This window comes from Jatrophihabitans cynanchi, assembly GCF_027247405.1.
GTDB lineage: Bacteria > Actinomycetota > Actinomycetes > Mycobacteriales > Jatrophihabitantaceae > Jatrophihabitans_B > Jatrophihabitans_B cynanchi.
On sequence record NZ_CP097463.1, the window covers coordinates 3,147,193 to 3,160,212 of the forward strand.

A 13,020-nucleotide genomic window follows, 5' to 3' on the forward strand; every position below is an offset into this window, starting at 1 on the left:
TAGCGGGGCGGCCGTCGGTCATCGATCATGGTCCTGTTACGGAGGTAAAAGCGAAGGGCCGACGGTGACGCACACGATGATGCCGGCGGCGTCGCGCGTGGACGCCGTCGGCCCGAGTGACCTGATCCGTTCGCGCCTCGAGACGGCACTGATCCTGCTGGTCGGCGTGTGGTTCTTCGTGCCGCGGTTCATCCAGACTCTTTCGATCAGCAAGGAGCACATCGGTGTCGGCGGTCAGGCCCCTCCGTACACTGCGTTGGCGAGCGCGGCGCAGCGTGGTCTGTTCTATCTGACGATTGGGCTGTGTCTCTGGATCATCGTGCTGTTCTGGAGGTATTCGCCGAGCCGTCGCGGTCTCGCGCTGATTGTGTTCCTGCTGCCCTGGGCGTACCTCGTGATCCGCGACCGATATGCCGAACAGACGCCGGAGAACATCTACCGGCTGATGCCCGTGCTGGCTATCGCCCTCTGGATGCTTCGACCCAGGCTCGCGCGGCTCCAGGTCCTGGGGTACGTGGTCGGTGCCACGGTGGTGGCCAGCCTGCTGGTCGGTGTGGCACTACCCGACCACGGCGTCCTACGCAACGCAAGCGGGCAGTTCGTTTCTGTGGACAAGCAGATTCTTCCGTGGGGTTCGCTGGTTGGCGTCTTCACCAACGGCAATAACCTCGGGCAGTTCATTGCGATGGGGCTGCCCGCGGTTATGCTCATCCGTGCACGGATGGCGCGTATCGTCTTCGCTCTGTGCTGCCTCTTCGCTCTCGTGTGGAGCGCTTCGCGTGGGTCGATGCTGGCGGTCGGGCTTGCGATCCTCGCGTATCTCCTCGTATCCCGCGTTCGCGCTGGTTGGCGCGCAGCCTTTGCAGTGATCTTCCTCGGTGCCGTCTTCGCGACGACCTGCATCGTGCCACTCGTAACCACCGATCCCGCAGCGTTCACCAATCGTGGCTACATCTGGCAAGCAAGCCATGCGGCCTGGGCGCAACACCCACTAGTCGGCAACGGGAGCGACTGGTTCTCGATAGTCGGATCGTCGTCCGCGTCGCTTGGTCCGACGGTCTTCCATGCCCACAACCAGTTCCTGCAGTTGCTCGTTACCGGCGGCATCGTCCTCGCCCTGCTGGTCGGCCTTCTGATCGCTACTGCCGTGGGCGCAGCGGCCCGTCTTGCGGCGCGCGGGCGTCTTGTCGGGGTCAGCTATCTCGCCGCGTTCGGGGGCACCTGCCTGCTCGAAGTCTCACTGGTCATCGTCGACAACAGTCTGGTCTTTCCGGTGGCCGTGCTGCCGCTGTTGTTTGTCTTGTTCACGTCTGACCTCCACGAGCCGGCCGTCACGAATGCGACTGCCTGATGGTCGGATTGGGCAAGATCGCGGCGCGCGGTGCAGGCATCACCCTGATGTCCCAGGTGATTCGCTTTGCCCTGCAGTTAGGTTCGCTCACGGTGCTGGCCCGACTGCTCAGCCCACATGACTTCGGCGTCGTCGCCATGGTCACCGCGATCACGAACGTGATGGAAATTGTCCGCGACTTCGGGCTGTCCTCGGCGGCCGTCCAGGCCAAGAGACTCAACGACGCCGAGCGGACAAACCTGTTCTGGGTCAACACCGGTATTGGGACTGCCTGCGCGGTCGCAGCCGCGCTCGGCGCACCGCTCGTCGTCCGAATCTACGGAACCTCGGTCGTTGGCCCTATCGTCCTTGCCTTGGCGTGGCTGTTCATCGTCAGCGGGATCAATACCCAGTTCCGCGCCGAACTGAGTCGAAGCCTGCGGTTCAAGGCCCTTGCGGTGACCGATATAGCAGCGCAAGCGGGCAGCATTGCGGCGGCGATCTCGCTTGCCGCAGTCGGTGCCGGCTACTGGGCGATAGTCGGGCAGCAGATCACGCTTGTCCTGTTGACCTGCATATCGAACATCGTGCTGTGCAATTGGCGCCCCGGCCGTCCTCGTCGCTCGGTTTCTATCCGCCGATTCTTCCGCTTCGGTGGCGGCGTTCTCGGGACCCAGTTGATCGGTTACGCGACCAACAATCTCGACAACGTTGCCATTGGCGTCCATTCCGGTTCCGGTCCGCTCGGCCTCTACAGCCGGGCCTACCAGTTGCTGATGGTTCCGCTGACTCAGGTCAACGACCCGATGACGCGCGTAGTGCTGCCGGTGCTGTCCCGAGTCCAAGATGACGGCGAGACTTATGCCCGTTACCTGCGCAAAGCACAACTGCTCGGTTGCTATGTGCTCGCCAGCGTTTTTGCGGTCGCCGCCGGCGTCAGTGTGCCGCTGGTGACCCTACTGTTCGGGCCACAATGGAGCGGCGTCGCACCGATATTTGCTGCGCTGGCTATTGGAGGCATCTTCCGCGGCATCGGTCAGATCTCCTACTGGATGTACCTGTCCCGCGGGCGGGCGGGCGCGCAGCTCAAGCTATATCTGATCGCTCGCCCGGTCATGATCGTCATCATGATCGCCGGACTGCCGTGGGGCCCAGTGGGCGTTGCCGTCGGACACTCCATCGGCTTCTTCCTGTACTGGATCGTGTCGCTATGGGCGGCAGGACGTGCAGTTGGAACCAGCACCCGACCGCTCTTCGTCCAAGCGATCCGTACCCTTCTGGTGATCAGTGTGCCGGCCGGCGCGATCGCGTATCTCGGCGCGATGCTTGTCAGTCCAGTGCCCGCGAGCCTGGTGCTGGGCGTGGCGCTCAGCGTCGGCTACCTCGCGCTGGTCTCGCGCTTGTCGCCCCCCGAGCGAGCCAATCTACATTTCATGATCGAAGTGTTCCTGCGCCGTCGACGCATGCCCGAGGCGACAGCTCAGCACGCGCCCGCAGCGCCGGAACCGGCAGTCGTCGTCGAGCGAGACTGAGCCGCCGCGCGGCGGTACTCGCTTGCGACGTAACCGTACGCGCCGAGCGTCACCCCCGCGGCCTCCACGACCTCGACAGCCCCCCGGGCGCGGCGGTTCATGTCCCGTAGGAACGTGCCGAGCAACCAGTGCCGCGCCCCCCGGGAGACGCGAACGATCCCGCGGGCCGTCAGGTCGGCGCGCTCGCGCAGCCGTGACCAGCGGCCGGGAGCGAGGTCGAGCGCGACGCGGCTCCAGTCGTTACTGGTCCGGAACGACCGCTTGAGCACCCAGGAGCGGGTTGCCCGGCCTACTGGGATGTGGTCCACGACTTCTGCCTCGTCCACCCAGCGGATGACGCCGCCCCGTGCAACCAGTTCGTGCGTAAGTCTTGTGTCGCTCCCTCCGGTGAGCCCGTAACTGTCGTCGAACCTGAGCCCAAGTCCGCTCAGTTGCGCAATGTCGAGCAGCAGGTTGTTGGATGCCGCACCACGCAGCGACTCGCCTGTCACGTGGCGGCGTCGGTCGAAAACCCCGCTCGCAACGACCCAGGGGTCGGGTGGGCCACCGTCGAACGTGGCGACGACGGGTCCGGTGACGGCCGCACAGCGCCAGTCGGTCCAGCGCTCTACGAGCGTCGTAAGCCACTGCGGACCTGGTTCCTCGTCGTCGTCGATGAAAACCACGGCATCTGCCGATCGGCTCTCGTCGAGCGCGCGATTCCGCGCGGCGGAAATGCCAGGGTGAGGCTCGTGGACATAACGGACCACCGGAGATGCGAAGCGTCGGACGTACTGCGCGGCACCGCCATCCGGGTCGTTGTCCACCACGAGAACAGACGCAGTCGCACCCGCTGATGCAACCTGCTCGACGAGTTGTGGCAGCACGCGGGCCAGGCAATCCGGACGTCGGAATGTGGCAACCGCTACGATCACCGAAATCTGCCGCTGCTGCGTCACATCGTCCCCGTTGATCTCGTCGTCTCGCCGATCGGCATCTGTCCGTATGCTGTGGGTGCGCCGAGCGCACCGCGGGTACGAGGGTACTGGCCGGTACGATGGAGGTGCTATTGAACCGCAGCCTCGCCTGACGGGCGGAGCTGCCGACTTGGGTACCGCGCCGGAGAGCGAGAACTGTGGACTTTCGCGGCTTTTTCCTCGCGATTCGCAAGCGCTGGTGGGCGGTTGTACTCCTAACAGCAATCGGCGCCGCAGCGGCGGTAGGAATCACGAGCCGGCAGGCAGAGCAATACCGCAGCTCGGTGACGTTCTTCCTCTCGACGCCCACGGCAGAGCCGGGGCAGGCGTACCAAGCGAGCCTCTATGCCCAGCAGCTCGTCAACTCGTACGTGAAGTTGCTCGGCAGTGATGAGCTTGCCCGCCGGGTGATCGCGGATGCCGGCCTCCAGGCGAGTCCCCAGTCCGTAGCCGCAAAGATCAGCGGAACGGCCGATCTGAACACCGTGCTGATTACGGCCCGCGCAACCGATTCGACTCCGGCGGCCGCACGCCGGCTGTCGACAGCGGTGGCTGCCGTGTTCGGCCCCATGGTCAGCTCGCTGAACAACAACGCTGCGAGCGCCGGCACGCCGTCCATCGTGTTGTCAGTGGTATCGGGGCCGACCAACCCGGTCAAGATAGCGCCGCGCCGCACCCTGAATTACCTTCTCGGCATCCTCGGGGGCCTGATTGTGGGCCTTGCGGTTGCAGCGTTGCGTGAACTGCTCGACACGTCCATTCGATCCGATGAACAAGTGGCGGCGACCGGTGTCGGCGTTCTAGCCTCGATCACCCAACTCCAGGGCAAGGACGTGCTGCCGCTCATGGTCGGCAACCTCGACCACTCATTCCTCGCCGAGGAGATGCGGCAACTCCGGACGAATCTCCAGTACGCACAGGTCGATCGCCCGGTGCGAGTCATCGCCGTGGTGTCGTCTGAGGCGGGCGAAGGCAAGTCGACCGTCGCGACTAACCTCGCGCTGGTCTTTGCCGAGGCTAACCGGCGAACGCTGCTCATCGACGCGGATCTGCGGAAGCCCCGTATCGCCGATTACCTGGGACTAGAGGGCGCCGTTGGGCTCTCGGACGTCCTCGCGCAGCAGGTCGACCTGGATGCGGTGATACAGCCGTGGGGCGAACAGAACCTGCGTGTGCTCACGAGCGGGTCACCGCCGCCGCATCCTGCTGATTTGCTCGGCAGCCGACAGATGGCTGACCTGATTGCTCGCCTGCGCGACGATTTCGACATCATCGTCATCGACACACCCCCGCTGTTGCCGGTCACCGACGGCGTGGTAACCACCCTGCTCGCCGACGGCGCCATCGTCGTGGTCCGCAACGGCCGGACGAAGCGAGCCCAACTAGGTGAGACGCTGCAAGCTCTGCGCGGCGTCGACGCGTCGATTCTCGGTGCCGTACGCAACATGGTTCGACAACGGCGCGCGGGGAAAAGCGTCTACGGAGACTACGTGGCAGCGGAGAGGTCGCATAGCTCACGTGAGGTGGAGGCAACCGAAACCGCTGACGCGAAGGAAGGCCAAGCGACCCCATTACGCGCAGTGCAGGCGAAAGACGTGGCCAAGGCTAGTGAACGGCCGGAAACCGATGGGCGGATCAAGGGCCCGCCCCGGCGACCGATGGTCGGTGGGTCCGAAAAACGTCCGGCCAAGTCCGACCACGGCTAATCAGAGGCCAGTTGCCGGTGGCCGGACGCCAGCGGTCGCAACGACGTGGCGATGGCAGCGTGGATCGTTGCGGCGCAGGCGTCGAACGCAGCTCGTCGACCGCCGATCGGATCGACGATGTCAGCGGAGTAGTGCCTGACCGGCGCGATCCGACTGCGGGCAGCGTTTGCCGCAGTACACAGATCCGGTAGGGATCGGACGTTGTCGTTCGACGCTGCCCGTACGAGCTCGGCGAACTGCAGGAGTAGAAACGTCCGGGCCACCGCGGACGGCTCGAGTTGCGCTACGCGGCTGCGGTGGCTCGCTTCCGCGACGAGAATCAAGTCCGCCGTCTGGATAGCGCTGCGATCGAGCAGACGCGACGACCAAGTCGGCGCAACTGCGATACCGCGCCGCGTGAGGGTCTCCGCCGCCAGCGGATGGATGGGCTCGCCCGCGATCGCGTCCGTGCCTGCCGAATCCGCTTGCAGGGCCAGCCCCAACTCGGCCGATGTGCTGCGGGCGAGGTGCTCGGCCAGCGGCGATCGACAAAGGTTCGCGGTGCAGACGAACAACACCGAGAACTCAGCTGAGTGCCGTGGATTAGCCACTTCCCCCGACCCGCTCGTGACATGCACTAGCTTACCGGGCGCATGGAGGAGCCTCCAGTGCTGCTAAGCTCGCTGCCGCAAGTCGGCTACGTCCGCATTGACGCACGGAGCCGATCCATGTAAAGTCGGCGTGAATTTCCGGGGGATAGCCGAAGGGGGCGGACGAGCGCACCTTAGGAGTCTCCCGTGCAACATCGTGCAAGCACCCCGACGCACCGTCGCGCCGGTGGCCGGCACCGCGCTGCACCGCGATCGGCTGCGTCGTCGACGGGGCATCGGTCGGTCCGCCGGGCCTCCACGCCGCGCAGACCATCCCGTGTGCTGTTCGCGATGTGCGTCTCGATCCTCACGGTCGGTGGCGTCGCAGCACTCGGCGGCTCAGCAGCTGGCGAGAGTGCGGCGCCCCGCCAGGCGAGGCTGATCGCGTCGGATACCTTCCACCGGACAATCCCTTCGGGTCTTGGCCGCGCCGATATGGGCGGTGCTTACCGCGTCGTACGGCCCGGCAACGTCTCGGTCCGGGTGGTGCCCGCGCACGCCTCGATAGCCGGCTTCGCGCCAGGGCAGTCCTTCGCTGCGGAGTTGCCCTCGGTCTCGGCGGCTGACGTGATGCTCGGGGCTTCGTTCGTGGTGCCGACGCTTCCTTCGGCCTACCCGGGCCTGTACTTCGGTTTGGAAATGCGCGCGCAGGCAGACGGGCGCGCCTACCGTGCCAAGCTCAAGATCGGCGCAAGCGGCCAGATCTCGATCGGACTGTCGCGGCTCGGCGCACACCGTGCCGAAACAGATCTCGCGACCCGTACGCTGCCGCTTCGAATCCGGCCCGGACAGGTTTTGAACCTGGAAGGTATGGTGACCGGCTCGACGCCGGCGAAACTCGCGGTGAAGGCCTGGCGAGCCGGCACCAGTGTGCCGGACTGGCAGCTGCGCAAGGACGACTCGAGCGGCCGCGTACCTTCATCGGGCCACGTCGCGGAGTGGGCGTTCTTGTCCCAGTCCGGGCACACGGTCGCGATCCAGCAAACGCAGCTGCGCGTGTGGTCAATAGAGGCTAAGCCGGGTGCTGTCCACGCGCCGGCTCCGATAACCAACTCGAAGAGCGCGGTCCCTTCGTTGTCGCCGCCGGCGACGACGTCCACGCCCCCGCCGGTAGTGACTTCCTCTCGCGCACCCACCTCGGGACCGGAGTCGTCGTCTCCGTCCGCCACCTCGCCGTCCCCGACGGCGAGTTCACCCCAGACATCGCCGGCCGCGTCGTCGACTTCGGCGGCATCGGTACCGCCGAGTACAGCGCTCAGCCCGCCCCACGATCCGACGCCGGCCGGTGAGGTGCTGTTCGCTCAGGACTACGACGGTTTGCCGATCTCCGACCCGGTCTCCGTTGCTACCGAGCGGCTTGCACTGGGCGATCCGACGCTGAGTCTCGGCGGCTCGAACGTTGCGCGAACCGCAATCGTGGCGGCGAGCGGCCGGGGCAACGTCATGCGCGTGACCATGCCGGCGAAGGCGATCAGTGAGGCGAGTGGCGTGATCATCGACGCCAAGCTTGCGAAGTCGGTCGACGCGGCGAGCATCCAGTACGACATTCGTTTCGATTCAGGCTTCGACTGGAGCAGGGGCGGCAAGCTGCCGGGGCTCGGTGGTGCTATGCCCAACGTCTCGCCGTCGGTCGCCGGCGGGTGTAACGCTGGAAGCTCCTCTGCCTGGTCGGGCAGGGGCATGTGGATCACGCCGTCGTCGTACCCATCCGTCACAGCTGCCAACGAGTGGATCGGCTACATGTACGACTACAAGAAGGCGGCAGCGTGCGGTGACAATCTGCGCACCGGCAAGGCTCTCACAGCCGGGACCTGGCACACCGTGAAGCAGTACTACAAGCTGAACAGCATCAGCGCGAGCGGGACGCCGAACGCCGACGGTGTATCCAAGATGTGGCTGGACGGCGTCCTCGTCCGCAACGCCAGCGACGTGCTGTATCGCAGCAGCGCGGGCCTGCACATCAACTATCTCTACTGGGAGGTTTTCCGCGGCGGCGGTGACTCGACATGGGCCAGTCCCACCGAGGGCACGGTCGACTTCGACAATCTGGTGATCAATTCGTCGTGAACGGTAGGTCAGCCGCCGAGAAGTGCTAGCAGCCGTTGCCGCAGACGCTGTTCAACTGGTGATGTCTCCCGGTCGGCGATGATCGCCGCCCAGTATGTGCTGGCTTCTCGTTCCTCGGGCCGCAATCGCATCCGGCGCGGCGGACCCGGCCTCAGCGCGCTTGCAATCGCACGTAGGTAGACGGCGTCGGCATGCGGGGGTGCCAAATCGGCGTCCTCCCAGTCGATGAGCCATGTGGTGCCACGACCTCGTCGCAGGTTCCACGGCGTGAGATCGCGATGAGCGCCGCGCCAATGATCCGGCACTTCGGCGGCTCGGCGGATCGCTACCTCTACCAGCGCGGAGATCTCCTGGTATCCGTCGCCGTCCAATCGAAAGCGCGGGGCATGCGGCCGCGAGCTCATCGCCTCGTAGCCCACCCAGTGCCATTCATCGATCTGACCCGACTCGATCAGGCGGGGCACCCGGAAGCAGCGTGTCCCGCGCTCGTGGGCGATCGTGCTGATCGCGCGTTCGAGTTCCAGCGACGCGGGGTCGCGACGGATCCGCACCAACATTGAGCGTGCGCCCGCGCACACCATGAGCGTGAGATTCTGTCGTCCGGACTGTAGTCGCTCATAGATCGCGATCCCGTCCGGCTCTCGGCCAACAGCCCGCGCCCACGCCGCCCACATACTTGCGGTCACGCTCCGCGGGAATGGTAAGGACCAGGTCTCGCGCGGTCCGGGTAGCGCGCGCCCACCGATGGCCTTGGCCGCAAGCCAGAGGCCATACTGCGCGGCGAGTGGAATCGGCTTCGACGCGGTGTAAAGGCTCATGGCTGTTGTCGTTGCTGCTGCCGGTCCGATCGGCACGAGGACGTTGTGCCAGCGCGGCGGAAACCGTACGTAAATCTCGCCGAACGGAGCACCACCGGCCCGCGCAGACGGCGCGCTGGAGGACTCGGCCATGCCATACAGTATTGCCGGTGACCGCACGCGACGCGAAACCGCGAGCCGGGCGCTCGACGAGCCCCGTCGTGTCCCTCGGACGCGAAGTCATCCACGCCTATGGCTGCGCCACGGCACGGTGGCGGCCCGATCCGGATTTTCTGATCATCGGGGCGAAGCGCGGCGGGAGCACGTCGTTCTACTACGACCTACTCCGCCACTCGCAGATCGCGCCGCTCTTCCCGCGTCCGGACCATCTACCGAAGGCGGCCGCCACTAAAGGAGTGCACTACTTCGACCAGAACTACCATCGCGGCGAACGCTGGTACCGAAGCCATCTGCCCTCCGGGTTCGTACGCGGACGTCAGGCTCGCCGGCTCGGTTTGCCCGTGATCACAGGTGAGGCGTCGCCGTACTACCTGTTTCATCCCGCTGCCGCCGAACGGGCCGCGGCCATGTTGCCCGGGGCAAAGATCATTGCGGTGCTGCGCGATCCGGTACAACGCACGTACAGCCATTGGAAGGAACGGCGACGCGAGGGCGCAGAGGAACTGGACTTCAGCGCGGCGCTCGAGGCGGAGGATATCCGGATCGGCGCGATCGAGGATGAACTCCGGCGCGATCCGGCCGCCTACAGCTATGCCCACGAGCAGCAGTCCTATGCCCGGCAGAGTGAGTACGTAACGGGATTGGCGCGCTGGTACAAGCACTTTCCCAGGGAGCAGTTCCTCATCCTGTCCAGCGAGGAGTATTACGCCGACCCGCAAGCCGCCCTCCGGGAAGCGCAGGTGTTTCTCGGCCTAGACCGAGAAGAGCTCGCTTCCGGAGAAGTGCGCAACGCTGCGGCGGGCGATGCCATCGACCCTGTCGTGGAAGCGGAGCTGCGGAATCGGTTCGGGCCGTACAACGACCAGTTGTGCCAGCTCACCGGTCGGACCTTTCCGTGGCCCTAGTGGGCTAAGAACGAGGCCTAAGACGCCGACCTTGCCGAGCCTCGGTCCGCCGAACACGCGATCGGCACGCTCAGCTGTCCAACAACTCGGGGTGGTGCGCCTCGCGATGGCATGCGGCGGCGACAAGCGGCTATTGCGCTCGCTCAAACAGGAGGAACAGGTGCGGATTGAGCGGACTTTTCGCTAGCCAGGGCACGCTCGGCAGCTTCAGCAGCATTCTGCTCGCAGCTTGACCAGGCCGACCCAAGACCCGGCGAACTCGCTCCAATGCGTAATACCCCTCAGCGTTGCCGAACGACCGCAGCGTGAACCCGTTCGGCGCGAAAAGCTGTTGAAGATCGGACGCGGATAGCGTGAAGCCTTCGAAGGGCGAGTGCAACCGGAAGCCGTGCCGGCCGCGTCGGTCCTCCGCATGCTCGTCAGCGGGGAAGAGTCGGTTCGGGGTGGCGATGAAGACATACCGCGCGCTCACCCGACACAACTCCGCAACGAATGCGGCGCGCTGCTCACTCACATCCTCAGCCAACTCACGTGCCCGGAACCGGGCCCCGACATGCTCGATCACCTCGAGGGAATAGACCAGGTCGAAGAACCGGTCCTCATGCGGAAGGTGCTGGCCGTCGGTGGAGGCCAGGTAGGCGTACTGATCCGTGATCACAGGCTGCAGTGAGGGATCGACACCAAACGCCTCATACCCGAGGTCACGCAACCAGATCGGGAAGGCGGCGCTACCGCAACCGACTTCGAGGACGCGACGTGCGTCAAGGCGCTCAAGCAGCGGCAGTAGGAAGTTATCGAGCTTGCGCTTGGACTTACTGAGTTCATGCTCGCTGGCGTAGAAGCTCCAGTGCGAGTCGTCCTGGCTCAGCCGGGGAACAGTGGCCCGGTGGCTGCTGCCATCGCCGTCCTCATGGTGAGCTTCTGATCGGGACATACGCGCATACTAGTGGCCGGCCCTCCGCGCAGCCATACAGGCTTCCGTGCCTCTTGAATCCGCCCAGTCGCCCTAGTGAGCTACGTCCGACGCGTCGGGACGACCCACGCGCTCGTCGGGCTGGGGAAGGCCCGTCAGTGACTACAGCCGCACCATAAGCCTCGCTGTCGTACTCAGGTGCAGGCCTGCTCGTGCGTGGAAACTGTCACTGGGTTGACTAGCGGCTGACGCAAGATGGTGACAGGTGCCGTCGAGGCCGGATCGTCGGTCACGACGGTGACGGTGCGCGTTGCTCCCGCCGGTAGTTCGAGATCCGCGGTGACCGTAACGAGACCGTTCTCCTGGATCGATGCCAGCGTGACCGCTTTGCCGTCGATCGCAACCGACCGTACGGTGGCGCCAGCTGATCCGTAATACGTGACCAGTAGCCGGTTGTCGCCCGGCTCGGCGCCCTTGGGTGGTGTATCAGCGCGGATGGTCACGTACCGGGGTAGTCCGGTGCTCGGTGCGCTGTTGGTGACGGTGAAGGTCGCGACCGATGTGCTGTTCGCTCCGCAGCCGCTGCGGGTGTAGGTCATCGTGCGGTCGAGGTAGTAGTCCAGCTTGCTGCCCGCAGCGTTGTTGACCACGAAGCCGCTGAACGGCCCACCGCCGGCGTCCAGTACCCCGGCCCAGCCACCCTCGACGATGAGCTTCTCTACCGTTGGGTCGGCGCTCCACACCACGAGCCGCCGCTCTCGTGCGGCGTGCGAGAGCGCGCGCACCATCGCCGTGCCGTTCCCTCCGTGGGCGATCTTGTCAGCGGCAGCCTTTGCCAGCGTGGCCAGGTATGCCTTGCGGGCCTCTTTGTCCGCTGCGCTTTCCGAGCTGAACATCTTGTACTGCTTCTGCTGGGTGAGGGCGACGACGTCGGCTGCGTCGAGCCTCGTCCCGTCCGGGAGCGTGGCGGGGCCGGTCACCTTCAGCAGGTAGCTGAGGGCGGTCGGATCCACCGCAAGCGCGCCGTTGATCTGCTGGCCGGTCTTGGCCTGCCACATGCCGGCCCAGATTCGTGCTGCGTAGCTGAAGTCGGGGCTCAGGTTCGAGTTCTGGATGACGCCGGTCGGGTCGTCCTGCTTGTATCGCGCGTCGAACTCCGAGCCGAGGTCGACCTTGGCGCGAACCCCGTGCAACTCGTCGTCGGAGCCGAAGTGCGTGAAGGTGATCTTGCCGTGGTCGGCAGTGACGATCGCGAACGCGCCGGGGATGCCGCCCAGGCCGCGGGACTCCGCCTCGTTCATGAAGCCGATGAAGTAGCGCTGCTGCCCGGACTGGCCGAGCATCGGCAGCAGTACTTGGACCGTCCGGTCGGCGCCGGAAAGCTCGGCGTCCAGTCTCGTCAGCGCGTCGGACACCGAGTTCCGGGCGGAGGAAACAGCGCCGAGCCAGGACCCTGCAGTCGCGGATACGGTCTGCGCGGCTTCATGTGCCGCGGCTGCGGCGCTGTGCAGACCGGGTGCTGCGGCTGCTAGCCGGCCAAGATCGATCGTCGAGTTGCGCAGGTGCGGCATGTCCGCGACGTCCTGCGCCAGCTTGATCACCCCGGGCAGGACGTTCGTGCCGACACCGTCGGCCTGCTCAGCAATGACGCGCGCGGTGTGTAGCGGCGTCCCGAGGACCGGCAGGTTCGCGCTCACCCACCACGCGGGCCCGGTCGACAGCTCGTGCGCTCGCGCGGCATGGGTGGTGATGTTCGCTGCCAGGCTGCGCGCCGCGCCCATATCGCCTGCGGTGAGCGCGGCTCGCAGCTTCGGCAACTCGCTGCGCACCGTGTTGAGTTGGCTGCGGGCCAGCAGTGCGGTGACCATCACCCAGATCACGCCCACGAGGGCGACGGCCAGGGCGGACCAGCCGAGCAGCAGCAGGATTAACCGACCCCGCGGACGCGCCTCGGCACGTCCGCGGTTGAGCGCGAGTCTCACGTCGGATCTGGGCTTCCGTCGGC

Annotated in this window: 10 protein-coding genes; 5 read left to right on the forward strand and 5 right to left on the reverse strand. The window is 65.8% G+C overall.

The features are described from left to right. Positions 1-64 precede the first annotated feature (64 nt). Both M6B22_RS15325 and M6B22_RS15330 read left to right on the forward strand, forming a co-directional pair. On the forward strand, positions 65-1,351 hold the full coding sequence (locus M6B22_RS15325; RefSeq protein ID WP_269442433.1) for an O-antigen ligase family protein: 1,287 nt from the start codon (positions 65-67) through the stop codon (positions 1,349-1,351). Continuing rightward, positions 1,351-2,862 (forward strand): lipopolysaccharide biosynthesis protein, encoded by a 1,512-nt coding sequence (locus M6B22_RS15330; protein WP_269442434.1) that lies wholly within the window; start codon positions 1,351-1,353, stop codon positions 2,860-2,862. Before M6B22_RS15325 ends, M6B22_RS15330 begins: the two co-directional genes overlap by 1 nt. Here M6B22_RS15330 and M6B22_RS15335 read toward each other — a convergent pair. Further along, on the reverse strand, positions 2,811-3,800 hold the full coding sequence (locus M6B22_RS15335) for a glycosyltransferase family 2 protein (RefSeq protein WP_269442435.1): 990 nt from the start codon (positions 3,798-3,800) through the stop codon (positions 2,811-2,813). The genes M6B22_RS15330 and M6B22_RS15335 overlap by 52 nt on opposite strands. A 176-nt stretch (positions 3,801-3,976) precedes the next feature. On the opposite strand from M6B22_RS15335, the gene M6B22_RS15340 reads away from it, so the two are divergent. Further along, positions 3,977-5,524 carry a polysaccharide biosynthesis tyrosine autokinase gene (locus M6B22_RS15340; protein ID WP_269442436.1) on the forward strand — a complete coding sequence of 516 codons (1,548 nt, stop codon included), beginning with the start codon at positions 3,977-3,979 and terminating at the stop codon, positions 5,522-5,524. On the opposite strand, the gene M6B22_RS15345 is transcribed toward M6B22_RS15340, so the two are convergent. Continuing rightward, positions 5,521-6,081, reverse strand: coding sequence for an arsenate reductase/protein-tyrosine-phosphatase family protein (locus M6B22_RS15345; protein WP_269442437.1), 561 nt, complete (start codon positions 6,079-6,081; stop codon positions 5,521-5,523). The two genes, M6B22_RS15340 and M6B22_RS15345, sit on opposite strands and share 4 nt — an antisense overlap. A 351-nt stretch (positions 6,082-6,432) precedes the next feature. Here M6B22_RS15345 and M6B22_RS15350 point away from each other — a divergent pair, with 351 nt between their 5' ends. Then, complete coding sequence (locus M6B22_RS15350; RefSeq protein WP_269442438.1) at positions 6,433-8,220, forward strand: polysaccharide lyase; 1,788 nt, start codon at positions 6,433-6,435, stop codon at positions 8,218-8,220. A gap of 8 nt (positions 8,221-8,228) precedes the next feature. Here M6B22_RS15350 and M6B22_RS15355 read toward each other — a convergent pair whose 3' ends face one another. Further along, entirely contained in the window at positions 8,229-9,170 is a 942-nt protein-coding gene (locus tag M6B22_RS15355) for a phosphotransferase (RefSeq protein ID WP_269442439.1), read from the reverse strand. Between the two features lie 17 nt (positions 9,171-9,187). Between M6B22_RS15355 and M6B22_RS15360 the strand changes: the two genes are divergently transcribed. After that, on the forward strand, positions 9,188-10,102 hold the full coding sequence (locus M6B22_RS15360; RefSeq protein ID WP_269442440.1) for a sulfotransferase domain-containing protein: 915 nt from the start codon (positions 9,188-9,190) through the stop codon (positions 10,100-10,102). A 130-nt stretch (positions 10,103-10,232) separates the two neighbouring features. On the opposite strand, the gene M6B22_RS15365 is transcribed toward M6B22_RS15360, so the two are convergent. Together M6B22_RS15365 and M6B22_RS15370 are read right to left on the reverse strand one after the other, a co-directional pair. Then, on the reverse strand, positions 10,233-11,036 hold the full coding sequence (locus tag M6B22_RS15365) for a class I SAM-dependent methyltransferase (protein WP_269442441.1): 804 nt from the start codon (positions 11,034-11,036) through the stop codon (positions 10,233-10,235). Between the two features lie 173 nt (positions 11,037-11,209). Continuing rightward, positions 11,210-12,997: a DUF4012 domain-containing protein gene (locus M6B22_RS15370; protein WP_269442442.1), complete on the reverse strand. Its 1,788-nt coding sequence runs from the start codon at positions 12,995-12,997 to the stop codon at positions 11,210-11,212. Positions 12,998-13,020: the final 23 nt, after the last annotated feature.

Coding starts and splice junctions, on each gene's coding strand:
- M6B22_RS15330 (WP_269442434.1), top strand. CDS start 1,351: ATGGTCGGATTGGGCAAGATCGCGGCGCGCGGTGCAGGCATCACCCTG.
- M6B22_RS15365 (WP_269442441.1), bottom strand. CDS start 11,036: ATGTCCCGATCAGAAGCTCACCATGAGGACGGCGATGGCAGCAGCCAC.
- M6B22_RS15355 (WP_269442439.1), bottom strand. CDS start 9,170: ATGGCCGAGTCCTCCAGCGCGCCGTCTGCGCGGGCCGGTGGTGCTCCG.